The organism is Qipengyuania aestuarii, assembly GCF_019711535.1.
Lineage (GTDB): Bacteria > Pseudomonadota > Alphaproteobacteria > Sphingomonadales > Sphingomonadaceae > Qipengyuania > Qipengyuania aestuarii.
Genome location: NZ_JAIGNP010000001.1, coordinates 370,189 through 396,059 on the forward strand (window position 1 = coordinate 370,189; position 25,871 = coordinate 396,059).

At 64.4% G+C, this 25,871-nt stretch carries 25 protein-coding genes; 12 read left to right on the top strand and 13 right to left on the bottom strand.

Annotated elements, in window-relative coordinates; all coding sequences use genetic code 11:
* The first annotated feature begins 33 nt into the window (after positions 1 to 33).
* Positions 34 to 1,170, top strand: a complete 1,137-nt coding sequence (locus K3175_RS01835; RefSeq protein ID WP_221541668.1) for a CDP-alcohol phosphatidyltransferase family protein — start codon at positions 34 to 36, stop codon at positions 1,168 to 1,170.
* The gene (locus K3175_RS01840) at positions 1,167 to 1,595 is read left to right on the top strand and encodes an HIT family protein (protein ID WP_221541669.1); all 429 of its coding nucleotides are present in this window, start codon (positions 1,167 to 1,169) and stop codon (positions 1,593 to 1,595) included. The genes K3175_RS01835 and K3175_RS01840 overlap by 4 nt, the downstream gene beginning before the upstream one ends.
* On the opposite strand, the gene K3175_RS01845 is transcribed toward K3175_RS01840, so the two are convergent.
* Positions 1,596 to 2,342 (bottom strand): phosphocholine cytidylyltransferase family protein, encoded by a 747-nt coding sequence (locus tag K3175_RS01845; protein WP_221541670.1) that lies wholly within the window; start codon positions 2,340 to 2,342, stop codon positions 1,596 to 1,598. It abuts the gene before it with no gap.
* Between the two features lie 107 nt (positions 2,343 to 2,449).
* Here K3175_RS01845 and K3175_RS01850 point away from each other — a divergent pair, with 107 nt between their 5' ends.
* Positions 2,450 to 3,799 carry a lipopolysaccharide biosynthesis protein gene (locus tag K3175_RS01850; RefSeq protein WP_221541671.1) on the top strand — a complete coding sequence of 450 codons (1,350 nt, stop codon included), beginning with the start codon at positions 2,450 to 2,452 and terminating at the stop codon, positions 3,797 to 3,799.
* On the opposite strand, the gene K3175_RS01855 is transcribed toward K3175_RS01850, so the two are convergent.
* On the bottom strand, positions 3,796 to 4,461 hold the full coding sequence (locus K3175_RS01855) for an HAD family hydrolase (RefSeq protein WP_221541672.1): 666 nt from the start codon (positions 4,459 to 4,461) through the stop codon (positions 3,796 to 3,798). The genes K3175_RS01850 and K3175_RS01855 overlap by 4 nt on opposite strands.
* 103 nt (positions 4,462 to 4,564) lie before the next feature.
* On the opposite strand from K3175_RS01855, the gene K3175_RS01860 reads away from it, so the two are divergent.
* From K3175_RS01860 to zapE, 3 genes are read left to right on the top strand one after another with little or no spacing between them, the layout of a single operon-like run.
* Positions 4,565 to 5,347, top strand: coding sequence for a succinate dehydrogenase iron-sulfur subunit (locus K3175_RS01860; protein ID WP_221541673.1), 783 nt, complete (start codon positions 4,565 to 4,567; stop codon positions 5,345 to 5,347).
* 1 nt (position 5,348) lies between these two features.
* On the top strand, positions 5,349 to 5,807 hold the full coding sequence (locus K3175_RS01865; RefSeq protein ID WP_221541674.1) for a PaaI family thioesterase: 459 nt from the start codon (positions 5,349 to 5,351) through the stop codon (positions 5,805 to 5,807).
* Positions 5,804 to 6,919, top strand: a complete 1,116-nt coding sequence (gene zapE, locus K3175_RS01870) for a cell division protein ZapE (RefSeq protein WP_221541675.1) — start codon at positions 5,804 to 5,806, stop codon at positions 6,917 to 6,919. The genes K3175_RS01865 and zapE overlap by 4 nt, the downstream gene beginning before the upstream one ends.
* Here the strand turns inward: zapE and K3175_RS01875 are convergent.
* The 3 genes from K3175_RS01875 to K3175_RS01885 form a co-directional block, all read right to left on the bottom strand.
* A complete protein-coding gene (locus K3175_RS01875; RefSeq protein WP_221541676.1) occupies positions 6,916 to 8,148 on the bottom strand; it encodes an ExeA family protein in 1,233 nt (410 codons plus the stop codon). The genes zapE and K3175_RS01875 overlap by 4 nt on opposite strands.
* Before the next feature lie 72 nt (positions 8,149 to 8,220).
* On the bottom strand, positions 8,221 to 9,447 hold the full coding sequence (locus K3175_RS01880) for a pyridoxal-dependent decarboxylase, exosortase A system-associated (RefSeq protein ID WP_221541677.1): 1,227 nt from the start codon (positions 9,445 to 9,447) through the stop codon (positions 8,221 to 8,223).
* Positions 9,444 to 10,973 (bottom strand): acyl-CoA ligase (AMP-forming), exosortase A system-associated, encoded by a 1,530-nt coding sequence (locus K3175_RS01885; protein WP_221541678.1) that lies wholly within the window; start codon positions 10,971 to 10,973, stop codon positions 9,444 to 9,446. The genes K3175_RS01880 and K3175_RS01885 overlap by 4 nt, the downstream gene beginning before the upstream one ends.
* A 123-nt stretch (positions 10,974 to 11,096) precedes the next feature.
* Here K3175_RS01885 and K3175_RS01890 point away from each other — a divergent pair, with 123 nt between their 5' ends.
* Positions 11,097 to 11,399, top strand: a complete 303-nt coding sequence (locus K3175_RS01890) for an acyl carrier protein (RefSeq protein ID WP_221541679.1) — start codon at positions 11,097 to 11,099, stop codon at positions 11,397 to 11,399.
* A 3-nt stretch (positions 11,400 to 11,402) separates the two neighbouring features.
* On the opposite strand, the gene K3175_RS01895 is transcribed toward K3175_RS01890, so the two are convergent.
* From K3175_RS01895 to K3175_RS01920, 6 genes are all read right to left on the bottom strand, one after another.
* On the bottom strand, positions 11,403 to 12,599 hold the full coding sequence (locus K3175_RS01895) for a class I SAM-dependent RNA methyltransferase (RefSeq protein WP_221541680.1): 1,197 nt from the start codon (positions 12,597 to 12,599) through the stop codon (positions 11,403 to 11,405).
* Positions 12,596 to 13,984: an NAD(P)H-hydrate dehydratase gene (locus K3175_RS01900; protein WP_221541681.1), complete on the bottom strand. Its 1,389-nt coding sequence runs from the start codon at positions 13,982 to 13,984 to the stop codon at positions 12,596 to 12,598. Before K3175_RS01900 ends, K3175_RS01895 begins: the two co-directional genes overlap by 4 nt.
* Positions 13,985 to 14,022: 38 nt before the next feature.
* On the bottom strand, positions 14,023 to 15,879 hold the full coding sequence (ilvD, locus tag K3175_RS01905) for a dihydroxy-acid dehydratase (protein ID WP_221541682.1): 1,857 nt from the start codon (positions 15,877 to 15,879) through the stop codon (positions 14,023 to 14,025).
* An 89-nt stretch (positions 15,880 to 15,968) separates the two neighbouring features.
* Positions 15,969 to 16,694, bottom strand: a complete 726-nt coding sequence (locus tag K3175_RS01910; protein WP_221542317.1) for an N-formylglutamate amidohydrolase — start codon at positions 16,692 to 16,694, stop codon at positions 15,969 to 15,971.
* Positions 16,694 to 17,503: a 4-(cytidine 5'-diphospho)-2-C-methyl-D-erythritol kinase gene (locus K3175_RS01915; protein WP_221541683.1), complete on the bottom strand. Its 810-nt coding sequence runs from the start codon at positions 17,501 to 17,503 to the stop codon at positions 16,694 to 16,696. Before K3175_RS01915 ends, K3175_RS01910 begins: the two co-directional genes overlap by 1 nt.
* Before the next feature lie 165 nt (positions 17,504 to 17,668).
* A complete protein-coding gene (locus K3175_RS01920; protein WP_221541684.1) occupies positions 17,669 to 19,315 on the bottom strand; it encodes an electron transfer flavoprotein-ubiquinone oxidoreductase in 1,647 nt (548 codons plus the stop codon).
* An 82-nt stretch (positions 19,316 to 19,397) separates the two neighbouring features.
* Between K3175_RS01920 and K3175_RS01925 the strand changes: the two genes are divergently transcribed.
* From K3175_RS01925 to K3175_RS01945, 5 genes are all read left to right on the top strand, one after another.
* Positions 19,398 to 20,183 (top strand): hypothetical protein, encoded by a 786-nt coding sequence (locus tag K3175_RS01925; RefSeq protein ID WP_221541685.1) that lies wholly within the window; start codon positions 19,398 to 19,400, stop codon positions 20,181 to 20,183.
* Complete coding sequence (locus K3175_RS01930) at positions 20,180 to 21,901, top strand: lytic transglycosylase domain-containing protein (RefSeq protein ID WP_345719295.1); 1,722 nt, start codon at positions 20,180 to 20,182, stop codon at positions 21,899 to 21,901. The genes K3175_RS01925 and K3175_RS01930 overlap by 4 nt, the downstream gene beginning before the upstream one ends.
* A 28-nt stretch (positions 21,902 to 21,929) precedes the next feature.
* The gene (gene moaB, locus K3175_RS01935; protein ID WP_221541687.1) at positions 21,930 to 22,457 is read left to right on the top strand and encodes a molybdenum cofactor biosynthesis protein B; all 528 of its coding nucleotides are present in this window, start codon (positions 21,930 to 21,932) and stop codon (positions 22,455 to 22,457) included.
* A 106-nt stretch (positions 22,458 to 22,563) separates the two neighbouring features.
* Positions 22,564 to 23,577, top strand: coding sequence for a hypothetical protein (locus tag K3175_RS01940; RefSeq protein WP_221541688.1), 1,014 nt, complete (start codon positions 22,564 to 22,566; stop codon positions 23,575 to 23,577).
* A 48-nt stretch (positions 23,578 to 23,625) separates the two neighbouring features.
* Entirely contained in the window at positions 23,626 to 24,723 is a 1,098-nt protein-coding gene (locus tag K3175_RS01945) for a PA0069 family radical SAM protein (protein WP_221541689.1), read from the top strand.
* Here K3175_RS01945 and K3175_RS01950 read toward each other — a convergent pair.
* Together K3175_RS01950 and K3175_RS01955 are read right to left on the bottom strand one after the other, a co-directional pair.
* The gene (locus K3175_RS01950; RefSeq protein ID WP_221541690.1) at positions 24,720 to 25,187 is read right to left on the bottom strand and encodes a DUF411 domain-containing protein; all 468 of its coding nucleotides are present in this window, start codon (positions 25,185 to 25,187) and stop codon (positions 24,720 to 24,722) included. The genes K3175_RS01945 and K3175_RS01950 overlap by 4 nt on opposite strands.
* Before the next feature lie 93 nt (positions 25,188 to 25,280).
* A complete protein-coding gene (locus K3175_RS01955; protein ID WP_221541691.1) occupies positions 25,281 to 25,790 on the bottom strand; it encodes a hypothetical protein in 510 nt (169 codons plus the stop codon).
* Positions 25,791 to 25,871 lie beyond the last annotated feature (81 nt).

Below are 25,871 nucleotides of genomic sequence, written 5' to 3' on the forward strand. Positions count from 1 at the left end.
CCGATCCGCCATTCCCGGCTTATTCGGCCCGCCATGAGCAAAACGCAGCGCATGCCCGCCATCGAAACCATCGGCACCAACCCAACGATATTATGGGGCCTGTCGATGGAGGAACGGCATCGCAGGATCGGCGCAGCAAATGGCTACGACGGTTCGGCCGGGGATGCAGTCCTGCTAGTCAATGCGGCTTATGTGGCCGATCCGGCCTGGGTCCGTCACTTGGCCGCCAATCCCGGTCTCGTCCTTACCATCGACGGGACGCCGGCGCTCGCGCACGCCGTGGACCAGCCTTCAGCCGAAGCGCTGCGCCAAGCAATGCGGTCCGGTTCGGCAGTGCCGGAAGGCCTGGACCTGACTGTCTATCGCTACGAAGATGGCCCGACGATCGAGAACAAGCAGCTGCGAAAACGGGAGACGCCTTTCCTCGCCGAACTGCAGCCGCAGACGCTCAAAAGCATCGAACGCGCGAGCTATTTCGGCGCCTACAAAGGCGTAACGGATGTTTTGACCAAGTACCTCTGGCCGGAATGGGCGCTATTCCTGACCCGTATCGCGGCCAGGATCGGCATGACACCGAATATGGTGACCGCAATCGGCGCGATCCTGTGCGTCGCTGCGACAGTGGCGTTCGCTTTCGGTCATTATTGGGCCGGGATCGCGATGGGGCTGGTTTTCATGGTGCTCGACACCGTGGACGGAAAGCTTGCGCGCTGCACGATCACCTCCAGCTGGTGGGGCAATATCTTCGACCACGGCATCGATCTGGTCCACCCACCTTTCTGGTGGTGGTTCTGGGCAACCGGCCTCGTCTATTGGGGCCTCGCGCTGGATAGCACCACCTTCTGGTGGGTGCAGGGAGCAATTCAGGGCGGCTATGTCTTGCAACGCCTGATCGAGGGCGTCTTCATGCGCCGCAACGGCATGATGCATATCCATGTCTGGCGACCGTTCGACAGCTGGTTCAGGCTCATCACCGCGCGGCGAAATCCGAATATGGTCATTCTGTTCGTATCGCTGCTGTTTGCCCGGCCCGACCTCGGCATCATTGCCGTCGCGTGGTGGACGGTCATTTCGCTTGCCGTCCATACAGTCCAGCTGGTTCAGGCGGAGATCGCACGGGCGCGCAAGGGCGATCAGTTGACCAGCTGGCTTGCAGGAGATGAAGCATGAACGAGACGATCGAAAAATTCGGCTATCCGGCCACCTTGCTGCGCGAACTGGACCACTGGGTCATCCTGCTGCGCCCTTCCCAGCCCACGCTGGGCAGCCTGGTGCTTGCCGCGAAATCGGACGCCACCGATTTTTCCGGCCTTCCCCCGGAAGCGCATGCGGAACTCACGCAGGCAACACGGCTGATAGAGACCGCGCTCAAGTCGTTCGTCGATTATGCGAAGATCAACTATCTCATGTTGATGATGGTCGATCCGCAGGTCCATTTCCACGTCATCCCGCGCTATGAGGGGCACCGTGAATTCAACAGCGTAGCGTTCGAAGACGCAGGCTGGCCCAAGCTGCCCGACCTCGGCAGTGCACATTCGCTAGGCGCGGATGAAGTGGACCTGCTCAAGGCAGAACTCACCCCACTCTTCAGCTGATCAGCCTTCCTTGGCCCAGCGATCGGTCAGTTCGGTCGCGGTCTCGATATCGTTCGAGAAATCGACTTCGGCCCAGTCCATGCCTTCGATGGATTTGGTGCCGACCTTGCCGCTGTCCGCGATCATGTCGATCACTTTGAGATACCAGTGATTGACGCCGTCGGGCGTCCGCATCGTCTGGCGTACGGTTTCGCGGAACAGCTCCACCCCTTCGCCGCGAAAGGCGAGGAAACCGATGGATTCCGCATTGCTGACTTCAGCCGTCAGCGTCTTGCCGATGCGCGCAAGCCGGCCATTCTGGCCCCGGCTCACCTTCATGTCGTCACTATCGTAAGCGGGCTTCACATCCACCGTGACCGCGATCGGCCAGTCGCTGCCTTCCTGCACCCGCCGCACGATGTCTTCCGAAACCAGTGTATCGCCATTGAGGATGAGGAAGTCGCCTTTCATCCGCTCGCGCACGATCCAGCACGAGCCGAGATTGTCGGCAACCTTGAAGAAGGGGTTGAAATGGCAAGTGATTTCCACCCTAGGATCGTCGATTCGGGCGACATGCTCTTCGACCTGATCGGTCATGAAACCGGTGACGACGTCGATCCGCTTCACCCCCGCACGGGCCAGCATTTCGACCTGCCATTCAATGAGGGATTTACCCGAAAAATCGATCAGGCATTTGGGACGTTCGGCAGTCAGCGGCAGCAGGCGCGAGCCCTGCCCTGCGCTCAGGAGGATGGCATGTTCTATCATGCGGGGCGCCTTAATCGCACAAACTGCCTACTGCAACGCCGTGCTGGTCGCTGCCGGGGCCAGGCAAGCTTGCGCAGGCGCCAACGCTCGTCCAAAGCGCGCGCCAGATGGACGACTCCGTAGTTACCCACGATCAGCCGCGTTCGCTCATGGCGCGGATGCTGACGAATGTAGCCTGGCTCATTGGCGGCAAAGGCTTCGGGGCCGTCTGCTCACTGGCGTATCTGGCAATCCTCACGCGTTCGCTGGGTCTGAAGGATTTCGGACATTTCGCGCTGATATTCGGCACGTCCCAGGCCCTGATCGCCCTCGCCGGGTTTCAGACCTGGCGTACGGTGGTGCGCTTCGGCGTGAAGCATATTCACACGGAAAACTGGGGCGCGTTCGGGCGGCTCAGCATGATGAGCTTCGTCTTCGACGTCTTCGGGGCCCTGGCCGGGTGTCTCGTCGCGTATGTTGCCTTTTACCATTTCGCTGCGGAGCTCAGCCTCAATCCGCGGCTGATAGATACCGCGTTCTGGTTCAATGTCGCGGCACTCTGGGCGCTCGTTTCCACGCCTACCGGCATAGTCCGCGCGCTCGATCGCTTCGATGTGGCCGTTTATGTCGAGGCGCTGGTGCCTGCGCTGCGCCTGATTGCAGCGGGTGTGATCGCCTTTGCCGGACCCAGCCTGGCTCTCTTTCTGGTGGCCTGGGCCGTCATCGATCTGATCGAAGCCGCGGTCTACTGGATCGTGGCTCGCAGGCTCAGCCCCCAAGCGATCCGGCTGAAATATCTGCCGACGGCATTCAGGGCCCGGCATGAAAATCCCGGCCTCGTCCACTTCTTTGGAATAACTTACCTAGGGGCCACGCTCGATGCGATATTCAAGCACGGTCCGCTTCTGGCCGTAGGCTATTTCGTCGGCACGAGTGCAGCAGGCCTCTACCGCCTCGCCCACCAGCTTGCTCAGGGCTTATCCAAACTCTCCGCTCTACTGAGCCGCGCAGCCTACGCCCAGATTGCCCGCGCAAGCGTGGCTTCGGCGGCCGACGAGTTTCGCAGGCTCGCGGCGCAAACGACCAAGCTCGCGGCGATTGGCGGCGCGATCGTCGTGGTGGCCGCAGCGACCATCGGCGGACAGATTCTTGCACTTCTCGGCGGCGAGGAATTCCGCAATGGATATACGATCCTGCTACCGCTCGTCATCGTGTCGAGCATCGAGCTTGCAGGCGTGGCTTTCGAGCCGGTCCTCCATTCGACCGGGCGGGCGCGGCTATCGCTGATCGCCCGTGCCATCACGGTCGCGACGGCGGCAATCTGCATTGCACTCGTGGTCAACACCTATGCCGAACAAGGCATTGCGTGGTCGCTCGTCGTCGGGGCAACGGTGGGCTATCTGGTGATGGGAGCGATGGCCTTCGTCGCGCTTCGCCGGGCCCATTCGATCGACATCCACGCCGATCCCGAAATCTAGCCCTGCGGCGCGATAACCGCCCAGCCTCGCGATGCCGCGCGATTCGCCTTGCGCGCACTGGACGTTATGAAAATCGCCTCCTGCGCCTCGTTCAGCAAGGGCGCATCGGCGAAACTGTCGCTCACGAAACGCAGGCTGGTATCGGGTCTTGCATCTCCGAGGGCCTCCAGCACCCGGCGCCGTTTTTCCTCGCCGTAGCAATTGCCACCGGGGATCTGGCGGCCATCCCACCGCGTGGCAATCACGATGTCGATATCGAGCATGCGCGCAAAAGCGCGGGCGTAAAATTCAAAAGCGGCGGTGGCGATTACCAGGCGCGCGCCCTGGCGGCGGTCATCTTCCACCAGCGCGCTCACTTCCGGGATCCAGCCTGCCTTGGAGATATGCCGAGTGGCAAAGGCATGGCCTACTTTCTCCAGCTGGAATAACTCCTGCCGCCCGAGCATCAGTTTCATGCCCAAGGTCTTGAGGGTGGTGCGATCATAGAATCCGGCGCGATAGCCTATCATCAAGCCGATCCATAAGGGCAGGAACAGCAGCCGCCAGGGCGCCAGTCGGCGCGCTGCGAAGGCCAGAAAGGGCGTAAACGTAGCCTTTCGCACCAGCGTCTTGTCGAGATCGTAAATCGCCACTTTCATGGCCGCGCGGAGTGGCAGTTTCACCGCCATGCATCAAGCGATGCATATTTCGCGACGGCCTCCCCCTTGCACAGCGCGCCGCAACGGCTAGAGAGGGCGCAACCGCAGACAGGATCGAAAATACCCCATGGCGACCTTCACTCTTCCGAAGAACTCCAAGATCACCGGCAAGACCCGCACCCACAAGGCGGAGAATGCGGGCCGCGTGAAGAAATTCAAGATCTATCGCTACGATCCGGATCTGGGAGAAAACCCGCGTTACGACACGTTCGAGATCGATCTCGATGCCTGCGGCCCGATGGTGCTTGACGCTCTGTTCAAGATCAAGAACGAGATCGACCCCACGCTGACCTTCCGCCGGTCCTGCCGCGAAGGCATCTGCGGTTCGTGTTCGATGAACATGAACGGCAAGAATGGCCTCGCCTGCACCACCGCGATCGAAGATCTCAAGGGTGAAATCCGCATCACCCCGCTTCCGCATATGGAAGTGGTGAAGGATCTCGTTCCCGATTTCACCCATTTCTACGCGCAATATGCCAGCATCCGCCCCTGGTTGCAGACCGTCTCGACCACGCCCAGCGGCAAGGAACGTCTGCAGTCGCCCGAACAGCGCGAAAAGTTGGACGGCCTGTACGAATGCATCCTGTGCGCCTGCTGCTCGACGGCCTGCCCCAGCTATTGGTGGAACAGCGACAAGTTCCTTGGCCCGGCCATCCTGTTGCAGGCCTATCGCTGGCTGGCGGACAGCCGTGATGAAATGACCGGTGAGCGGCTCGATCAGCTGGAAGATCCCTTCCGCCTCTATCGCTGCCACACTATCATGAACTGCGCCAATGTCTGCCCCAAGGGTCTCAGCCCGGCGAAGGCGATTGCCGAAACCAAGAAGATGATGGCCGAACGCGCGATCTGACGTGCTGCTTGGCGACGTTTTCGAACACGGTCCAGATCCGGACAATCCCGGCTGGCGCCACTGGAACCTGAAGGACCCGACGCTGTTCAACGGCGCGGTAATGGGCAAGCTCATCACCCGCGTTGACGAGGATGGCCGCCATTCGCGCCTGCGGATGTTTCCCGAGCGGCGCCACGAGAACCTTCAAGGAATCATCCACGGCGCGGTCACCCTGTCGCTGATCGACATATCGCTGTTTACCACGATGCACACTCTGGGCAGCGGCAACGCCGGCCCGTCGGTCACGCTGGAACTTTCAACCCAGTTCACCGGCGCAGGAATGCCCGATCGCCCCCTGGATGCAGTGACCGAGATCGTCCGGGAAACTGGGAGCCTCGTTTTCGTCCGCGGCATGGTCGAACAGGAGGACAATGTCGTCGCGTCCTTTTCCGGCATCGTGAAGAAAAGGCGTGCCGAATGACCGGTATGCTGGCGCGTTATGAAAAACTGGTCGCTGCCGGAGAGCTCCGTTCCGATCCGGACCAGCGGCGCGCGGCCGAGCGGCTGGACCGGCTGCAAAAGGACCTCGAGGCAGAAAGCTCGGGCGGTCTTCTCAGCCAGCTGTTCCGGCCGAAAAAGACCCGGCCCCAGGGCGTTTACATGTGGGGCGGCGTGGGCCGCGGCAAATCCATGCTGATGGATCTGTTCGTCGAGACGCTCGGCATTGCTGAAAAGCGGCGCACCCATTTCCACGAATTCATGCTCGAAGTGGATCGCCTGATCCGCGAGGAGCGCAAGAAGGAAGCGGGCGATCCCATCGCCCCGGTCGCTGCGCGCCTTGCCGCCGATGTGCGCTGCCTCGCCTTCGACGAAATGGTGGTGAACAACACTGCCGATGCGGCGATCATGGCGCGGCTGTTCACCGCGCTCATCTGCGATCAGGGCGTGACGGTGGTGACCACCAGCAACCGCCCCCCTGCCGATCTTTACAAGGACGGGCTGAACCGCTCGCTCTTTCTGCCCTTCATCGATCTGGTGCAGGCGGAACTCGATGTTGTGCCGCTCAACGGGCCGACCGACTATCGCCGCGACCGGTTGGGCGATATCGACAGCTGGCATACCCCGCTCGGCGACGAAGCCACCGCGCAGGTCCGCGAGGCCTTTTTCCGCCTCACCGATTACGCGCCGGAAGATGCCGACCACGTGCCCAGCGGCGAAATCGACCTGGGCGGCGGGCGCAGCCTTCACGTGCCCAAAAGCCTCAAGGGCGTCGGCGTATTCAGTTTCAAGCGGCTATGCGGCGAAAATCGTGGAGCGGCAGATTACCTCGCTCTGGCTCACGCTTTTCATACGGTTATCGTGGTCGGCATACCGCGCCTGTCACCCGAAAGCCGCAACGAGGCGATCCGCTTCACCAAGCTGGTCGACGCGCTCTACGAAAACAGCGTGAAGCTGTTCGTCACTGCGGCTGCCGAACCGGAAGATCTCTACACCTCCGGCGATGGCGCGTTCGAATTCGAGCGCACTGTCAGTCGTTTGGAGGAAATGCAGAGTGAAGACTACATGGCCCGCGGCCACGGTGTTTCCGCCTAGGCGGCGTCGCGGTCACGGGTCGCATTGGTCTCGAAATAGTTGATCATCATGGTCAGGACCTGCCGGAGGGTCCGCTCCTGATCGTCGAGCCGCGCCTCAAGCGCTGCCAGCCTCTGCACCGTATCCGAATCCGCAGCTTTGGCGGGCATGCCATGGGCAATCTGCCCCAGTTCCTCGCGCAGGGCCGAAATCTGGCTGTCACGTTCGTAGAAAGCCTGCTCGATCGCCTCGATCTGCGCATCGAGCAGGGCGTTTCCTTCTGCTGGTTCGGACTGGTTCGGCTCATGCTGCGGTCTTGATTCGTGCTCGGGCTCGGACTCTGACTCGGACACGGCCGCGCTTTGGTGCTCATCGCGCCGGTAGGGCTGCGAATCTTCGGAAACGAGATGGATACCGCCAGCAGGCGGCGTTTCCGCCACGCGTCCGTTGATCTCGTCGAGCACCGCACGCAACGTGTCTTCAGCGATGACCTCGCGCTGCTCCATCGCACCCTTCATCAACACGCGCGACATGATCCGGTTGACGAGACGGGGAATGCCCCGGCTTTCGCGATGGATCAGCCGCCAGACATCGCCCTGGAAGCGCGGACACAGCTTGTATCCCACATGTTCGAGCCGGTGCATGACGTAAGGCTCGATCTCTTCGGGTTGCATCGCTTCGAGATGGTGGGTCGCGATCACGCGCTGGCGCAATTGTTCGAGCTGGTCCCATTCGGTCAGCAGCTGGCGGAATTCGGGCTGGCCGAGCAGCAGCATCTGCAGCAGCGGCTGCGCGCCGAGATGAAAATTGGACAGCATGCGCAACTCTTCGAGCGCGCCCACCGTCAAATTCTGCGCCTCGTCCACCACCAGCAGCACCTTGCGGCCTGCGCGGGCCTCGTCCTGCAGGAAGTTCTCGATCTCGGCGAGCGCACTGGCTTTGTCGCAAGTATCGACTTGGAGGCCGAAACTGTGCGCGGCCATGCCGATCATCTCGTCGCTGCCCAGAGCGCTGGTCACGACCTCGCCCACGGTCACGCTGTGCCAGTCGAGCCGGTTGCGCAGATGGCCGACAAGCGTCGACTTTCCCGCCCCCACCTCGCCGGTGATCACGATGAAGCCTTCACCCTGGTTCAGGCCGTAACCGAGATAGCTCAGCGCCTTCTTGTGCGTCGCGCTCTCGAAATAGAACGACGGGTCGGGCGTGAGCTGGAAAGGGCGCTCGCTGAAGCCGTAGAAATCCTCGTACATGTCTGCTCTGCAAAATCCTCTGGGTGCGCGCTGTCCTAGCGGCGAATTATCCCTAAAAGGTTGATAGAAGACTCACACGATAATTTCTTCGGCTTGTCCCTGTCCGAGAAAGGCTGCCGGCGAAGCGCTCGCTCCATAGGCACCGGCGCAGAATACGGCGACCAGATCGTCCACCTCGGCGCGCGGCAGATGGGCCTTGTCCGCCAGACGGTCGAGCGGAGTGCACAGGCAGCCCACGACATTGGCCTCTTCCTCCGCAGGTGCGTCGAAACGGCTCGCGATGGCGAGCGGATAGTTGCGGCGGACCACCGTGCCGAAATTGCCCGAGGCGGCAAGCTGGTGATGCAGACCGCCATCGGTCACGAGATACGTTTCGCCATGGCTGTCCTTGCGGTCGAGGATCCGCGTCAGATAGACGCCGGCCTCGCCCACGATATAGCGACCGAGCTCGATGAAGATTTCCGCATTCACAAGAGTTTGTGGAAGGCTTTCAAATCTTTTCTCAAGTTCCCGACCAACGCGGTGGACGTCCAGCGGCGTATCGCCGTGGAAATAAGGGATGCCGAAACCGCCCCCCATGTTAAGCTTGGGTAGATCGGTGCCCGCCTCGCTCGCCAGACGGTCGGCCAGGTCCAGCACATTCGCCTGCGTCTCGATGATGGCCTCGGCATCGAGCGCCTGGCTGCCGGTGAAGATGTGCAGTCCGCGCCAATCGCAGTCCGCCGCAATGATCTCGCGCGCCAGCGCCGGGACCCGCTCGGCATCGACGCCGAAGGGTTTGGCCCCGCCGCCCATCTTCATGCCCGAGCCCTTGAGTTCGAAATCCGGATTGACGCGTATGGCAAGCCGGGGCGTCCTGCCCAGCTCACCGGCGATCGTCAGGGCGCGCCGCGCCTCGTTCTCGCTCTCCAGATTGAGCGTCACCCCCGCCGCGATCGCCGCACGTAATTCCTCGTCGCGCTTGCCCGGCCCGGCGAAACTCACCCTTGCGCCGTCGATGCCGAGCGCCTGCACCATCGCGAGTTCGCCGCCCGATGCTATATCGAGCCCGTCGACCAGCCCGGCCACATGCGCCAGCAGCGGCGCGAAGCTGTTCGCCTTGATCGCATAATTGATCTTCAGCCGCTCGGGCATGGCCGCGCGCAGCAGGGCGACGCGCTGCTCGATCATGGGCCGCGAATAGACGAACAGCGGGGTCCGGCCCGCTTCGGCCACCAGATCGCTCACCTTGCGGCCCGATATGGCGAGCTCACCGTCCAAGGCTTCGAAGCCTTCGGGAATGGGGCCGAGCGCCTTCATGCACCGATCTCCTGCGCGAGAGTAGTCCGGTCGATCTTTCCATTGGGGTTCAACGGCAGTTCCTTGCGCCAGTGGATGGTGTGCGGCTGCATGAAATTGGGCAGCTCCCGTGCAAGCGTTTTGGGCAGCAACTCCCCGGCATCGGGCGTACCTGCCGCCGCGCGCACAACCAGATGGACCGCCTGACCCAGACGCTCATCGGCAATTCCCAGAGCGACCGCTTCGGCCACCAGCCCGGTGGCCAGCGCCGCACTCTCGATTTCCTGCGGGCTGATCCGGTTGCCCGAACTCTTGATCATCGCATCGCGCCGCCCGACGAAATAGAGCAGGCCGTCCTCGTCGCGCATCACCCGGTCGCCGGACCACACGGCAGTACCGCCATAATGCGATGCCGCAGGCGCAGACCTGAAGCGCTCTTCGGTGCGTTCGGCATCCTGCCAGTAGCCTTGCGCCACCAACGGGCCGCAGTGGACCAGTTCGCCTTCCTGACCCGCGCCGCAAACCTCGCCGGCCTGATCCACGACCAGGATTTCGGCAAGAGGAATGGCCCGCCCCATAGAGGTTGGGTGGTCGGCCACCAGCGCCGGATCGAGATAGGTCGAGCGAAACGCTTCGGTCAGGCCATACATAGGAAATATCTGCGTTTCCGGCAGGATAGAACGCAAAGCTGAGATCATTTCCGGGGTTAGCGCCCCGCCGCTATTCGTCACGCGCCGCAGCGACGTGACCGCGTCTTCCGGCCACTCCGCCTCGATCAGCTGCACCCATAGCGGGGGCACTGCCGCCAGTGTGGTGATGGCGTGCCGGGCGCAGGCCTTCGGGACATCGCGCGGGAAGAGATAATCGAGCGGCACGGCGCAGCCACCGGCATACCAGGTGGAAAGCAGCTGGCTCTGCCCGTAATCGAAGCTCAGCGGCAACACAGCCAGCGTCACGTCGTCATGTGCCAATCCGAGATAATGCGCCACCGACACGGCGCCCAGCCACATATTCGCATGGCTCAGCATGACGCCCTTGGGCTTGCCGGTCGATCCGCTGGTATAAAGAATGGCGGCTAGCTCCTCCGGATCGTGAGCGGACGCAGGCAGTGCGTGACTGGTCTGCTCCGCCGCCGACCACGCCCCATCCTCGTCGACAATGGCACAACCGGGAGGACTGTCCGAAGCTTCCAGCGTGCCGAGCCGAGCCCTGGTGCCGATCAACAGCCGCGCCCCGCTATCGCCAAGGATATGCGCCACCTGCGCGCGCTTGAGCAGCGGATTGATCGGCACATGGACCATCCCCGCCCGCGCCGAAGCCAGCGGCAGCAGAGAGGTCAGCTCGCCCTTCGCCGCCCAGCTTGCCACCCGGTCGCCCTTGTCCAACTGTGCACCAAGCCATCCGGCGAGCAGCGCCACGCGCTGCGCCAGATCGGCATGGCTGAGCGTGCGATCCTTCAGCACCAGCGCAGGCGCATCGCGCGGGCCGCGCTCTGCCAGGTGATCCAGCGGCAGCGGCAATTGATCGTGATCTGGAATATCGGACATTGCGCGCCCGCTATCTCTCCAACGATCACCGAGTGCAAGTGGCCGGACTGCGCCACCTTGCACCGCTACCCGCGCGCAGCTAAGGGCATGCCCGCCTTGGAGCTTGGGAAACCCGCCAGACATATGACCTCTCAGACTGCCACCGCCGATCCGACCGGTCCGAGCCGGAACGCAATCGATACACAGTTGCGTGCCATCCTGGTCGATGTGCTTGCGCTCGACGCGGCGCGCGTTGCCGAACTCGATGCGGACACCGGCCTGTTCGGCCATTTGCCCGAACTGGATTCGATGGCCGTCGCCACGCTCTTCACCGAAATGGAAGACCGCCTCGGCTTCGTGATCGAGGACGAGGATGTCGATGGCGAAATGCTGGAAACCTACGGCGGATTGCTGGCTTTTGCAGAAGCCAAGGCCGTCGAGATCTAGGCCTCAGCGGGTAAAATAGCTGGTCAGCTCGACATGGGTCGACCAGCGGAACTGGCCCACCGGGCGCAGCTTTTCCAGCCTGAAGCCCGCATCCACCAAAGTCTTTGCGTCGCGCGCCCAGCTTGACGGGTTGCAGCTGATATAAGCGACACGGGTCGCGCTGCTCTGCGCGATCTGCGCGATCTGTTCGCGCGCACCGGCGCGCGGCGGGTCAAGCAGAATGCCGCCGAAGCGTGAGATTTCATCGGCGGTCAGCGGGTTGCGGAACAGGTCGCGGTGCAGCGAGTGGACGGGAATGCCGCGCGCATTCGCCGCGCTCTGGCACGCCAGATGGGCATCGCGCGCTGCTTCGGCGGCCAGCGCCTTGGCCGGGCCTGCCAGCGAGAAGGCAAATGTGCCCAGCCCCGCGAACAGATCGGCGATCGTGGCTGCGCCGTCCAGAAAGGTCTTTGCGTCTTCCACCAGCACCTGCTCGCCCTCAACCGTGGGTTGGAGGAAGGCATTGGCCGGTAGACCGACCGGGACGTTACCCAGAGTGATCGTGGCTGGTTCAGGCTCCCACACCGTCTCGACGCCATAACCCTGATCGACGGCAAGCCGTGCCAGCCCATGTTCCCGCGCGAAATCGAGCAGCGCTTCGGTCGCGGCAAGGCCCTCGGTCACGAAGCCCTTGAGCAGGCAGTCGACCCCGCGATCGGCGATGGTCAGCGAGATATCGACCGGGCCTTTTCCCGCATGGGCGGCGATGAGCTTGCGCAGAGGTGCGACCAGCGCGAACAGGCGCGGCTCGAGGATATGGCATTCGCGCATGTCGACGATGCGATTGCTGCGGCCTTCGCGAAAGCCCAGCACCGCGCCCTTGGCTGTGGACAGCGCATGAAGGCTGGCGCGGCGGCGCGATTGAGGCGGCGAAAGATGTGTCGGCAGCAATTCCCCCACCGCGATCTCCTGCGACTGCGCGGCAAAGGCGACCCGCTCGGTCACGAACTGGCGCAGCGCCTCGTCATCGGCATGCTGCAGCTGGCAGCCGCCGCAAGTGCCGAAATGGCGGCAGGGCGGTGCCTGATGATGCGGTCCCGGCTCGATCACGCCGCTGGCATCGATCCGGTCGCCGGTGACGGCCCCGGCGATATGCCGCCCGCTTTCGGTGACGCCATCACCTTTCGCAGCGATGCGCAGAACGGTTTCCGTCTCGCTCACAGGAATGCCTCCAGAGCTGCGGCTGCGTTATCGGCAAGCTCGCTCGCGGTGAAGGCTGGCTTGCTCAGCCGCGCGGCCTCGTGGTGCAACCAGACCGCCTCCTCGCACGCCGAGAAGCCGTCACCATCAACGGCAAGGCGCGAGGCCGCCATGCCCGCCAGCACATCGCCCGATCCCGCGACCGAGAGCCAGCTCGTTCCGCGAGGGAAGAACTTCGCGCCTTCCGCGCCGACCAGCACGGTGTCCGGTCCCTTGGCGAGCACGGTCATGCCAGTCGCTTCGTGCAGCCCCCTCGCCCGCTCCAGCTTGGTGTTGCCGGCAATGCCGAACGCCTTGCACAGCGCCGCCAGTTCGCCCTCATGCGGCGTGACGACGATCTTGCGCGCATCGGTACGCTCCAGCAGCGCCGGGTCCAGCAGATGCAGCGCATCGGCATCGAGAATGGCGCGGTGGCAGCACGCGAGCGCCTGTTCGAGCCGCTGGCGCGAAGCCTCGCTGCGCCCGAGGCCGGGGCCGATCAGCACGGCAGCGATGCGGTCATCGGCCAAGCCTTCGTCCAGCGGCCCGTCCTCGATCACCAGATCGACCGGCGCATCAGGGTGCGAATGATCGCTGAAGAGCTTCACATAACCCGCCCCGCAGCGCATCGCCGCCTGTCCCGCGAGGATCGGCGCGCCCGGCATTTCGCCCGCCACCACCGCGAGCAGCCCGCGCCGGTATTTATGGGCATCGGCCGCCGGGGCCGACAGGCGCGGCGCCTGCGACAGGCTCGGGGCGTCGCGGGCCGGAGAAAGACCGATATCCACCAGCCTCTTCATGCCCATCCGGGCCATGGCGGGCATGGTGACATGCGCGTGTTTCCACGCCCCGAGCGCGAGCGTCAGATCGTAGTGAACCACCGGCCCCATCGCCTCTCCGCTGTCGCTGGCGATGCTGCTGGGCACGTCGACAGCGATCTTGAATGCGTCCGCGCTCTCCAGTTCCTTGAGCAGCACGGCGAAGGCCCATTTCACCTCGCGCGAAAGCCCGTAGCCAAACAGGCAATCGACGATCACCGGCGCATCGAGTTCGCCTTCTTCCAGCACCGTGCCACAAAAATGGTCGCGCGCGGAGCGGGCGGTCTCACTGCCCGGTGGCTTGGGCGCGATGACCTTAACCTCATTGCCTTGCGCGCGCAGGAATTCGGCGATCACATAGCCATCGCCGCCATTGTTGCCGGGGCCGCAGAGCACGCAAACCGCGCGGCCTGCCGCCATGCGGGCGACCCACTGCCCCGCGCCCTTCCCGGCGCGCTTCATGAGGTCCCATTCGCTGGTCCCGCTGTCCATGGCCGCCTGTTCGGCAGCGCGCATCTGGTCGACGGTGAGTATTGCTTCGCTAGGCATGCCGCGCGGCTGCCACGCCGCGGGGCGTTGGGCAAGGCCTAGCGGCGTTTGAGCTGCGAAACGTCGCGGATTGCACCCTTGGCCGCCGAAGTCGTCATCGCGGCATAGGCTTCCAGTGCCGGGCTGACCTTGCGCGGCCGCTCTGCCGCCGGAGCCCAGGCAGCATCGCCCTTCTCCTCCATCTCGGCTCGGCGCCGGGCCAGTTCCTCGTCGCTGACGGCCAGATTGATCGTGCGGTTCGGGATCGAAATTTCGATCCTGTCGCCATTCTCGACCAAGCCGATTTCGCCGCCTTCTGCCGCTTCGGGCGAAACATGGCCGATCGACAGGCCGGAGGTGCCGCCCGAGAAACGCCCGTCGGTCAGCAGCGCGCAGGCCGCGCCCAGCCCCTTCGACTTGAGATAGCTGGTGGGATAAAGCATTTCCTGCATCCCCGGCCCGCCGCGCGGCCCTTCGTAGCGGATCACCACCACATCGCCTTCGACGACCTGGCCGGTTAGGATCGCGGTCACCGCATCGTCCTGGCTTTCATAGACCTTGGCCGGGCCGGAGAAATCGAGAATGCTCTCGTCCACGCCCGCCGTCTTCACGATGCAGCCGTCGCGCGCGATATTGCCGTACAGCACGGCCAGCCCGCCATCCTTGCTGAAGGCGTAGTCCGCGCTGCGGATGACGCCGTTCTCGCGGTCGATGTCGAGGCTTTCCCAGCGCGCAGACTGGCTGAACGCGGTCTGCGTCGGCACGCCGCCCGGCGCCGCAGCATAGAATTCGCGCACCTTGTTGTTCTGCGTGCGGCCGATGTCCCAATCGTCCAGCGCATCGCCCATGGTCGGGCTGTGCACGGTGGGCAGCGCGGTATGGAGCAGCCCCGCCTTTTCCAGTTCGCCCAGGATCGACATGATCCCGCCCGCCCGGTGCACGTCTTCCATGTGCACGTCGTTCTTCGCCGGAGCGACCTTGGACAGGCACGGCACCTTGCGGCTGAGCCGGTCGATATCCGCCATGGTGAAATCCACCCCGGCCTCATGCGCGGCGGCGAGCAGGTGGAGGACCGTATTGGTCGATCCGCCCATGGCAATGTCGAGGCTCATAGCGTTCTCGAAAGCCTCGAATGTCGCGATGGAGCGCGGCAGCACGCCCTCTTCCTCTTCCTCGTAATAACGGCGCGCCAGCGTCACGGCGAGCCGCCCTGCCCGCTCGAACAGGCCCTTGCGGTCGGCATGGGTCGCCAGCGTCGAGCCATTGCCCGGCAGCGACAGGCCCAGCGCTTCGGTCAGGCAGTTCATCGAGTTGGCGGTAAACATGCCCGAACAGCTGCCGCAGGTGGGGCAGGCGTTCTGCTCGATCGCGGTCACTTCCTCGTCGGAATAGCTTTCGTCCGCAGCGGCGACCATCGCATCGACGAGGTCGAGCGCCACTTCCTTGCCCTTCATCACCACCTTGCCAGCTTCCATGGGGCCGCCGGACACGAAGACAGTGGGGATGTTGATCCGCATGCTCGCCATCAGCATGCCCGGCGTGATCTTGTCGCAATTGGAAATGCACACCATCGCATCGGCGCAGTGCGCATTGACCATATATTCGACGCTGTCGGCGATGAGATCGCGGCTGGGGAGCGAATAGAGCATGCCGTCATGGCCCATGGCGATGCCGTCATCCACCGCGATGGTGTTGAATTCCTTGGCCACGCCCCCCGCCGCCTCGATCTCGCGGGCGACCAGCTGGCCCAGATCCTTGAGATGGACATGCCCCGGCACGAACTGGGTGAAGCTGTTCACCACGGCGATGATCGGCTTGCCGAAATCCTCGTCCTTCATGCCCGTGGCGCGCCAGAGCCCGCGCGCGCCCGCCATGTTGCGGCCGTGGGTGGTGGTGCGGGAACGGTATTGCGGCATGGCTGCTCTCTTCGGATCGGTCGTCTGAAAGGAGCGCGGAGCCTAGGCCAGCAAACCGCCCATGCGAAACAGCTTTTGCTTGGGGGCGCTCAAACTTCGAGTGCCACGCGCCCCAGCACATCGGCCAGCATGACCGCCCAGCGCGATTGTCCGGCCTTGGTATTGATCTGGTCCTGCCGGATCTCGACCGTGCAATAGGGAATGCCCCTGGTCTCCGCGTGACGGTCCATCGTGGCATTGAGCTGCTTGCCGGAATAAGGCTCGTTATCGCCCACCGTCAGCCCCTGCTCGCCGAACAGGCGGATGGCGTGGCGCGCGGCGCGATCGTCCTGATTGTAGAGCAGGCCCACTTCCCAGGGGCGCTGCTCCCCGCTCGTCGCCAGGCTGGGCGTGAAGCTGTGCAGCGCGATGATCATGCGCGGCTGCAACCGCTCGATCAGCTGTCCCAGCTCGTAATGATAGGGGCGGTGGAACAGGTTCAGCCGCGCCTCCACATCGGCACCGATATTGCCCGGGATCAGGTGCCCGTCGCTTTCGGTGGGGACGACCGCTGCATCGTCTTCCTTGCGATGGAAATCACACACCAGCCGGCTGACGCAGGCGATATGGGCGGGAATGTCATGCTGCCGGGCCAGCCGGTCGGCGATCCCCTCCACCCCGATGTCGATGGCGATGTGATCGTTCAGCAGCTTCGGGTCGATGCCCAGTTCGATGCCGTCGGGCACATAATTGGACGCGTGATCGACCACGCAGAGAAGACCACCGGTACGCGCGCCCTCCGTACCGACTTGGCGATACGGCAGATTGTCGATCATCATCGAAGATTACCCTTTATGTGCCACCAGCCGGAATGATCGGCGGCGATACGCGCGGCGGCTTCGTCGCGCGTGGAATTGCTGTCGTAAAGCGCGAAACAGGTCGCGCCGGAACCGGACATACGGGCGAGAAACGGCGAAGTTCCGCGCATGGCGGCCAGCACTTGCGCGATTTCGGGCACCAGCGAGATGGCGGGCGCTTCCATGTCGTTGCGACCCTCAAGCGCGATGAGGCGGCTGTCACCTTCGGGCATGGCGCCCAAGTCCTTGCCGTCCCACGCCTTGAACACCGGACCGGTTGCCAGCGGTATGCGCGGATTGACCAGCAGCACCGGCGTTCCGGCAAGGCTGTGTTCGGCGGGTTCAAGCTCGGTCCCCGTGCCCCGGCCAATACAGGTGCGGCTCTCGACGCAGGCGGGAACATCCGCCCCCAGCCTCGCGGCACGCTCGCGCCAGTCATCCGGCAGGCCATGAAGCTCGCGCACGATGCGGAAGATCGCCCCCGCATCGGCCGATCCCCCGCCCAGCCCCGCTGCGACGGGCAGATTCTTTTCCAGAGTGATGTCGAGCCCCTCCGGCCGCGGCAGCGCGCTCAGCGCCTGCATCACGATATTGCCACACGGATCGGTCAGCGCTTCGCCGAACTCGCCCAGCGTCGTCAGCCGGTCCTCCGCCGCCGGTTTCGCAGTGAGGATATCGCCCGCATCGACAAAGGCGAACAGCGTTTCGAGTTCGTGATAGCCATCGTCACGACGTCGCCGCAGATGGAGAGCGAGGTTGATCTTGGCGTAGGCGGTTTCGCGCGTCATTTTTCTGCCTCTGCGAGCGATCTGCCCCTCATACGCTCAGTTACTCAAACTCCACGTCATTGCGAGCGAAGCGGTTGCGTAGCAGGCCAAAGGCCAATCAATCCATGGACCTTAGCTAAACATACCCTTGGCTTGCCCGGTGGCCCTGCGCCGCCTTCGAAACCCTCACATATTCGGATAGTTCGGCCCGCCGCCGCCTTCGGGGGTGGTCCATTCGATGTTCTGGTTCGGGTCCTTGATGTCGCAGGTCTTGCAGTGGATGCAGTTCTGCGAATTGATCTGGAACTTGGGCTCCTTCCCCTCTTCCTCGATCCATTCATAGACACCGGCGGGGCAATAGCGGGTCGACGGGCCGCCATAGACCTCCAGCTCGCTTTCCCGCTGCAATTCGCGGTCGCAGACCTTGAGATGCACCGGCTGGTCTTCGGCGTGATTTGTATAGCTGAAGGCCACATTGGTCAGGCGGTCGAAGCTGAGCGTGCCGTCGGGCTTGGGATATTTGATCGGCGCGAACAGATCCGCGCGTTCGAGCATTTCGTGGTCGCGGTGATGCTTCATCGTGATCGGCAGGCCGATCTTGAGCGTGCGCATCCACATGTCGATACCCGCCAGCACGGTGCCCAGATCCTCGCCGTATTTGGCCACGGCGGGCTGCGCGTTCTTCACCATCTTGAGCTCGGTGGCGATCCAGCTGTCGCGCACGGCGGCATCGTAATCCATCAGCTCGGTATGCTCATGCCCGGCGGCGATCGCGGCAGCGATGCTTTCGGCTGCGAGCATGCCGCTCTTCATCGCGGTATGCGTGCCCTTGATGCGCGGCACGTTCACGAAGCCCGCGGAACAGCCGATCAGTGCGCCGCCCGGGAAGGCCAGCTTGGGGACCGACTGCCAGCCGCCCTCGTTGATCACGCGCCCGCCATAGGCCACGCGCTTGCCGCCTTCGAGCAGTGCGGCGATTTCAGGATGGTGCTTCCAGCGCTGGAATTCCTGATAGGGCGAGACGTAAGGGTTCTTGTAATCGAGCGCGGTGACGAAGCCCAATGCGACCTGGCCGTTTGCCTGGTGGTAGATGAAGCCGCCGCCCCAGGTGCCGGTTTCCGACAGGGGCCAACCCTGCGTGTGGATGACCTTGCCCTGCTCGTATTTCGCAGGGTCGACATCCCACAGTTCCTTGACGCCAAGCCCGTAGACCTGCGGCTCGCAATCGGCCTCCAGGTCGAACTTCGCCTTCATCTTCTTGGTCAGATTGCCGCGCGCGCCTTCTGCGAAGAGCGTGTATTTCGCGTGGATTTCCATGCCCGGCTGGTAATCGGGCTTGTGGCTGCCGTCTTCGGCAATGCCCATGTCCTGTGTCACCACGCCGGTGACCGCGCCCTTATCATCGAACAGCACTTCGGCGGCGGGGAAGCCGGGGAAGACCATCACGCCCAGCCCTTCGGCCTGTTCGGCCAGCCAGCGGCAGGTATTGCCGAGCGAGGCGGTGTAATTGCCGTCATTGCTCATGAAGGGCGGCAACAGGAATTCGGGCATGTCCGACTTGCCGGTTTCCGACATCACCCAGTGGTGGTTCTCGGTCACAGGGGTTTCGGCCAGCGGGCAATCCATCGTGCGCCATTCGGGGAACAGCTCGTCCATCGCCTTGGGATCGACCACGGCGCCCGACAGGATGTGCGCGCCGATTTCGCTGCCCTTTTCCAGCACGACGACCTCGAGATCCTCGTTGATCTGTTTCAACCGGATCGCCGCCGAAAGGCCGGCCGGGCCGCCGCCGATGATGACGACGTCGCAGGGCATCGATTCGCGTTCGCTCATGTCTCTCTCTTTTCGTCGCTTAAACTTTGTCATTGCCTTGATTGCTGGGCGGTTTGAGGTCAAGACCTTGCGCGGACGGATTATGCTCGCAGACACACCGGAAACCCGCGAATTATCGCCCGCAGATGCGCTGGAAGCCGCCCTCGACTGGTGGCGCGAAGCCGGTGTGGAAGACGATTTCAGCAATGAAGCGACCAGCTGGCTGGCAGAGCCGGAAGAAAAGCAGGCCGTAGCGTCGCCCAAGCCGAAGAAACCGCCCGAAGAACCCAAGCAGACCCCGCTCGAACGCGCCTTCGAAGGCACGGCGGGCGAAGCGGCGATCGGCGCCGGTGACGGCGCGCTGCCCGCCAGTCTCGAAAAATTTCGCGAATGGTGGATGAGCGACAAATCGCTCCACCATGCCGGGCCCGAACTGCGCCTGCCGCCGCGCGGCGTGGCCGGGGCCAAACTGATGGTGCTGGTGCCCGAACCGGTGGACGGCGAGAGCGAGGCGCTGCTGTCGGGCGCGCCCGGCCGCTTCCTGGAAGCCATTCTGGGCGCCATGGGGATCGCCCCGCACGAAGCCTATCTCGCCAGCGCGCTGCCCGCACCGCTCTCGCTGCCCGACTGGGACCGGCTGGCCGAGCGCGGGCTGGCCGATGTCACGCGCCATCACATCGCGCTGGCCGCCCCGCACCGCGTGCTCGCCTTCGGGCGGTCGCTAGCGCCCCTGTTCAATGTTGCGCCCGAAATGGCGCGCGAGCCTGCCGTGGTGACGGCGGGCGACAACACCCTCCCCCTGCTGCTCGCGCCGGAGCTGGCCGAACTCGCCCGCTCCGCCCCGCGCCGCCGCAATTTCTGGAACCGCTGGCTGGAATGGACCGCATGACCCTACGCCCCCTGCTCTTCGCTGCCACTGCAAGTCTCGGCACGCTTGCCGCATCCGCCCCCGCGCTCGCCCAGTCGGACAGCGTCGCCTATTTCACCCGGTCGCATTCCTCGGCCCTGCCGCAGCTCCTCTCCACCGACGACCGGGCCTATTACGCCTCGCTGTTCGAAGCGATCGAGGCGCAGAACTGGGAGCGGGTCGAACTCGCCTTCTCGCAGCGCCCCGACGGCCCGCTGCACGGCGCCGCGCTGGCGACCTATTTCCTCGACCCCAACAGCCCGCGCATCGAACTTCCGCGGATCGAGGACTGGCTGCGGCGCTATCCGCGCAATCCGCAGGTCGAAGGCATCGTGCGCCTCGGCCAGACCCGCGGCCTGACATGGCAGCCGGGCCTGCCGCGCGAACAGTCGCTGACCCGCCAGCCGGGGATCACCCGCCGCGCCCTGCCGCGCAGCATCAACGACGGGACCATGCCAGCCAGCGTCAGCTCGGCCATTCTCGACCGGATCAAGAATGACGATCCCGACGGGGCCCGCCTCCTGCTCGACGGGGTGGACGCCTCGCTGTCCCCCCAGGCGCGGGCCGAATGGCGCCAGCGCGTGGCGTGGAGCTATTATATCGAGAACCGCGATGCCGAAGCCTACGGCATGGCGCAGCTCGTCTCGCAAGGATCGGGCCCATGGGTCGCTGAAGGCGACTGGGTGGCGGGTCTGTCCGCCTGGCGGATCGGCGATTGCGCCCGCGCCGGGGAATTCTTCGCCACTTCGGCCAAGGGGGCGGACAATCCCGAACTGCGCGTCGCGGCGCATTACTGGGCGGCGCGCGCGCTGATCCGCTGCCGCGAACCGCAGGCGGCGCAGGCGCATTTGCGCGCCGCCACGCAGTATGACGAAACGCTCTACGGCATGCTCGCCGCCGAACAGCTGGGCAAGGATCTGCCCGCCGATCACACCGCGCCCGATCTCACCGCCGCCGACTGGCAGCGGCTGGCCGACGAACCCGCCGTGCGAGAGGCGGTGATGCTGGCCGAAGTCGGCCGCCGCGATGTGGCTGACGACGTGCTGCGCTGGCAGGTCCGCTACGGCGATCCCGACGATTTCGCCGCGCTCACCCGCCTCGCCCGCGCGCTGGGGCTGGCGGGCACGCAGACCTACATGGCCTATAACGCGCCGCGCGGCACCGCCTCGCCGCCCAATCTGCGCTGGCCCGTCGCCTATCACACGCCGCATGGAGGCTGGCGCGTGGACCCGGCGCTGGCCTTCGCCCATGCGCTGCAGGAATCCAATTTCCGCGAACGTGTGGTGAGCCCCGCCAATGCCATCGGCCTGATGCAGATCCGCCCGATTGCCGCGCGCGAATATGCCGGGTCGATCAATATGAGCGCGAATGCCGATCTGAAGGACCCGCGCACCAATCTCGCGTTCGGGCAACGCACGCTCGAGGCGCTGGCGCAGGCCAGTTACACCAACGGCCATCTGCCCAAGATCATGGCTGCCTATAACGCCGGGCCCACCCCGGTCTCGCGCTGGAACAGCGAGGTGAACGATCAGGGCGATCCGCTTTTGTGGATGGAATCAATCCCCTATTGGGAAACGCGCAGCTATGTCGCCATCGTGATGCGCAATTACTGGATGTATCTGCGCCAGGCCAATGCCGCCGCGCCCAGCCGCAAGGAACTGGCCGAAAACGACTGGCCGCAATTCCCGCGCACCCGCTAAGCCTTTCCATCCACACGAGGACCCGCCGATGCCGATCGACGACAGCCGGACCTTCAAACCGGTCAATATCGCCCTGCTGACCATCTCCGACAGCCGCGAGCTGAAGGACGATACCTCGGGCGATATCCTCGCCGAACGGATCGCGTCGGCCGGCCACACGCTCGCCGCGCGCGAGATCAGCAAGGACGACAAGAACGAGATCGCCGCCCATCTCCACCGCTGGATCGACGACGAAGAGATCGACGTGATCCTCACCACCGGCGGCACGGGCCTCACCGGCCGCGATGTGACGCCGGAGGCGCTCGACCGAGTGAAGGACAAGGACATCCCCGGTTTCGGCGAACTGTTCCGCATGCTCAGCTATGACAGCATCGGCACCAGCACGATCCAGAGCCGCGCCTGCGCCGTCCTATCGCGCGGGACCTATATCTTCGCCCTGCCCGGCTCGAACGGCGCGGTGAAGGACGGCTGGGACAAGATCCTCGCCTTCCAGCTCGACAGCCGCCACCGCCCCTGCAATTTCGTGGAACTGATGCCGAGGCTGCGGGCGAAGTAGGGGCTAACGGCTCCGGACCTTCCCCCAAAAAATACCATTTTCCTACACGCCCATCCCTGCATAAGGGATCCGGTTCGCTTTCCATTTTCTCAGGAGACGGACCACCATGACCCACATCCCCCAGGACATTCCCGTGCGCGGCTGGACGCCCGGGCGCAAGGCGCGCTTTCTCGATCGGCTGGCGGTGCACGGCAATGTGCGCGAGGCCTGCCGCTGTGTCGGCCTGTCCGCCGAGGCGGCCTATCGCCTGCGCCGCCGCGATGCGATGTTCGCGCGCGGCTGGGCGGCGGCGCTGGTGCTGGCGCGGCAGAATTGCGAACAGGTGCTGGGCGAACGCGCGGTCGAGGGCGTGGAGGAGGAGATCTTCTATCGCGGCGAACTGGTCGGCACGCGCCGCCGCTATGACAGCCGCCTGCTGCTCGCGCATCTGGCGCGGCTCGATCGGCTGGTGGACGAGGACGGCGCGGGATCGGATGCGGGCCGCTTCGACGAAATCCTCGCCAGCGTGGCCGATCCGCGCACCGAACTGGCGCCGCGCCCCGACAGGGCGAGCAAAGCGGCCGCCGCGCCCAAGCCATCGCCGGAACAGCTCCTGCTGGAAGACTATCTCGCCTTCCTCGAGGAAATCGGCATGACCCCGCAGGCCGCCGACAGCTTCGGCGAGGACCGGGCCTTCCTCGGCATGCTGGAGGAAGAGGGGTTCGAACACATGTCGCTGGCCGAAATGGAAGAGCTGGAAAAGGCCGAGGAAGCCAAGGAGTCCGAACCTGCCCTTGGCGCGCGGGAAGAACGGCTGCGCAGCGTCTACGGCGCGGTCGACCGGCTGTGCCGCAAGCCGGAGCATGTGCTGAGCAAACGCTGGGGCTCGCCCGCCTTCACCCCGCCGCGGGCCGCGCCCGAAACGCTCGGCCGTGTGGCCGAAGGCTTCTCCGCGCAAACGGCGCCAGCCCGCAGCAGGCAGAATGCGCGTTCGGGCCGCGGGTTTTCATTCCCCAGGACAGTGTCAACTGTGTCAACCTCCACCCTCGCAACCGCGCTGGTCGCCGGCCTCGGCGGCGCTCCTTCCCGCTCCCCCTTCACCGCCCCGCGCATGCTTCAGGCAGGCAGGCCGGCGGGCTAGGCGTTTAACCGCTGGCAAAGCGCCCGTGTTCCATATATGTTCTCATGCATGGACCGCCGATTAGAACCAGCCATTCCCGGCCGCGGGGCGCAGGGGGCCGAGGTGCCGACGCGCTTCGGCCTGCCGACTCGCGAGACCGATGGCGATTGGCGCGATTACATGGAGGCGCTGGCGCTGAGCGAGGGCGAACCGCCCGCCAAGCTGCGCACCAAGGTCACCGAGGAGCATCCGCGCACGATCCTCAGCTTCAACCAGTCGCCCGACATCTTTTTCGACCGGTCGATCAATGCCTATCGCGGGTGCGAGCATGGCTGCGTCTATTGCTTTGCGCGGCCGACCCACGCCTATCACGATCTGTCGCCCGGGCTGGATTTCGAGACGCAGCTCTTCGCCAAGCCCAATGCGGCCGAACTGCTGCGCGCCACGCTGGCCAAGCCGAAGTACCGTCCCCGCCCGATTGCCATGGGGACCAATACCGATCCCTATCAGCCGATCGAGCGGCAGTACCGCATCACGCGAGACGTGCTCGAAGTGTGCCTCGATGCCCGCCATCCCGTCACGATCACGACCAAGTCGGACCGCGTGCTCGACGATCTCGACCTGCTTGCCGAAATGGCCGAGCGGCGGCTGGTGGCGGTGGCGATTTCGGTGACCAGCCTCGATCCGAAGCTGTCGGGCAAGCTCGAACCGCGCGCAGCTGCGCCTGCCAAGCGTCTGGTTGCATTGCAGAAACTGGTCGAGGCGGGCGTGCCCAGCCATTGCTCGGTCGCCCCGGTGATCCCGGCGGTGACCGACGAGTTCATGGAGGAAATCGTCCAGCGCGCCGCCGCCATCGGGGTGCACAGCGTCGGCTGGATCCCGCTGCGCCTGCCGCACGAGGTCGCCCCGCTATTCCGCGAATGGCTGGCGGTCCATTACCCCGATCGCGGGGACAAGGTGATGAGCATCGTCCAGTCGATCCGCGGCGGGAAGGACAACGATCCCGATTTCTTCACCCGCCTGCGCCCCACCGGCGTCTGGGCCGATCTCTTCCGCTCCCGCTTCCGCCTGGCCTGCAAGCGGGCAGGCCTCGGCAAGACGAAGTTCGAGCTGGATTGCACGCAGTTCAGGCCGCCTGCGGTGGGCGGGCAGTTGCGGTTGCTTTAGTGAACGTGCGCGTCGGCCGTGCCGCCATGGGTCGCGAAGACGCGGTGCTGGCCGTCCCTGGCGACGAGGACGACCTGATAGCGGTCCGCCCTGCCCTCCATCTCCATGCCGGGCGATCCCACCGGCATGCCGGGAACCGCCAGGCCGACCGCATCGGGCTTCTTCGCCAGCAAGGTGCGAATGTCCTCGGCCGGAACGTGGCCTTCGATCGCATAGCCTTCCACCCTCGCCGTGTGGCAGGAGCGCAAATTGTCCGGAATACCCGCCGATTTCGCGGCAGGCGCGGTATCGTCAACCTCGGTCACTTCGACCGTGAACCCCGCAGCGCGCATGCGCTCGACCCATTCGGTGCAGCATCCGCAATAGGGGCTTTTCATGACTTCGATGACCGTGGCGCTGGCGGCCTGCGCACAGGCGATCAGGGCCAGGGGCGCGGCCAGGGAAGCGATTCGAAAGCGTTTCATCCTGCGATAGTGCCTCTCCGATCCTTGACCGGCAATGACTATCCGGGCCGATCGTTCAGCGGCGCGCAGAAGTCGGCCAGCGGCCCTTCGCGATCAGGGGCAGCGCACCCAGGTCATGCGCTCGTTGTCGTCATAGCGGTAGCGCAGCGAACCGTCGGGCAGCAGGCGCATGTAGAAGGCATAGGTGGTGCCGGGATCCTCGGCATATTGCTCATAGACGGTGAGCGCGGCGGCGGGGCCATCCGCGCGCACATTGCGCACTTCGCCGGTGCTTTCGAAGAATCTGATCGCCTTGGCCTCGACCGTGAACAGCCCGTGGCTCGGCTCGTCGCATTTGGCGATGGTCTCGGCATAGGTCCCGCGGAACCGCTCGGGCACGGTGTCCTGAAGCGGCGCGCGCTCGGCCATCTCGTCATCGGCATTCTTCTGGCTGCCGGTATCGGGCGCCGGCTGCTCGTCATCGCTCGCAGCTGGCGGGGCGGTCTGGGCGGCGGAGGGTGAGGCCTGCTCACTGGCGGGCACACTTGCCTCATCACCCGCATCGCTTTGCGAGCAGGCAGCAAGGACAAGAACAAGCGGAGCGCAAAGGATAGAGTGTTTCATTCCGGCTATACCGATCCGGACTAAAAGCGTTCCGCAAGACAGGTAAAGATTACGAAGGCTCTTTGAAAAGTTAAGACGAAT

What these genes read in the sequence shown, in the direction of transcription:
- K3175_RS01940 (WP_221541688.1), top strand. Translation starts at nt 22,564, where the DNA reads ATGACCCACATCCCCCAGGACATTCCCGTGCGCGGCTGGACGCCCGGG.
- K3175_RS01925 (WP_221541685.1), top strand. Translation starts at nt 19,398, where the DNA reads ATGCTCGCAGACACACCGGAAACCCGCGAATTATCGCCCGCAGATGCG.
- K3175_RS01955 (WP_221541691.1), bottom strand. Translation starts at nt 25,790, where the DNA reads ATGAAACACTCTATCCTTTGCGCTCCGCTTGTTCTTGTCCTTGCTGCC.
- K3175_RS01875 (WP_221541676.1), bottom strand. Translation starts at nt 8,148, where the DNA reads ATGTACGAGGATTTCTACGGCTTCAGCGAGCGCCCTTTCCAGCTCACG.
- K3175_RS01945 (WP_221541689.1), top strand. Translation starts at nt 23,626, where the DNA reads ATGGACCGCCGATTAGAACCAGCCATTCCCGGCCGCGGGGCGCAGGGG.
- K3175_RS01900 (WP_221541681.1), bottom strand. Translation starts at nt 13,984, where the DNA reads ATGCCTAGCGAAGCAATACTCACCGTCGACCAGATGCGCGCTGCCGAA.
- K3175_RS01835 (WP_221541668.1), top strand. Translation starts at nt 34, where the DNA reads ATGAGCAAAACGCAGCGCATGCCCGCCATCGAAACCATCGGCACCAAC.
- K3175_RS01915 (WP_221541683.1), bottom strand. Translation starts at nt 17,503, where the DNA reads ATGACGCGCGAAACCGCCTACGCCAAGATCAACCTCGCTCTCCATCTG.
- K3175_RS01845 (WP_221541670.1), bottom strand. Translation starts at nt 2,342, where the DNA reads ATGATAGAACATGCCATCCTCCTGAGCGCAGGGCAGGGCTCGCGCCTG.
- K3175_RS01860 (WP_221541673.1), top strand. Translation starts at nt 4,565, where the DNA reads ATGGCGACCTTCACTCTTCCGAAGAACTCCAAGATCACCGGCAAGACC.
- K3175_RS01950 (WP_221541690.1), bottom strand. Translation starts at nt 25,187, where the DNA reads ATGAAACGCTTTCGAATCGCTTCCCTGGCCGCGCCCCTGGCCCTGATC.
- K3175_RS01840 (WP_221541669.1), top strand. Translation starts at nt 1,167, where the DNA reads ATGAACGAGACGATCGAAAAATTCGGCTATCCGGCCACCTTGCTGCGC.
- K3175_RS01850 (WP_221541671.1), top strand. Translation starts at nt 2,450, where the DNA reads ATGGACGACTCCGTAGTTACCCACGATCAGCCGCGTTCGCTCATGGCG.
- K3175_RS01930 (WP_345719295.1), top strand. Translation starts at nt 20,180, where the DNA reads ATGACCCTACGCCCCCTGCTCTTCGCTGCCACTGCAAGTCTCGGCACG.
- K3175_RS01920 (WP_221541684.1), bottom strand. Translation starts at nt 19,315, where the DNA reads ATGAGCGAACGCGAATCGATGCCCTGCGACGTCGTCATCATCGGCGGC.
- moaB (WP_221541687.1), top strand. Translation starts at nt 21,930, where the DNA reads ATGCCGATCGACGACAGCCGGACCTTCAAACCGGTCAATATCGCCCTG.
- ilvD (WP_221541682.1), bottom strand. Translation starts at nt 15,879, where the DNA reads ATGCCGCAATACCGTTCCCGCACCACCACCCACGGCCGCAACATGGCG.
- K3175_RS01910 (WP_221542317.1), bottom strand. Translation starts at nt 16,694, where the DNA reads ATGATCGACAATCTGCCGTATCGCCAAGTCGGTACGGAGGGCGCGCGT.
- K3175_RS01890 (WP_221541679.1), top strand. Translation starts at nt 11,097, where the DNA reads ATGACCTCTCAGACTGCCACCGCCGATCCGACCGGTCCGAGCCGGAAC.
- K3175_RS01880 (WP_221541677.1), bottom strand. Translation starts at nt 9,447, where the DNA reads ATGAAGGCGCTCGGCCCCATTCCCGAAGGCTTCGAAGCCTTGGACGGT.
- K3175_RS01885 (WP_221541678.1), bottom strand. Translation starts at nt 10,973, where the DNA reads ATGTCCGATATTCCAGATCACGATCAATTGCCGCTGCCGCTGGATCAC.
- zapE (WP_221541675.1), top strand. Translation starts at nt 5,804, where the DNA reads ATGACCGGTATGCTGGCGCGTTATGAAAAACTGGTCGCTGCCGGAGAG.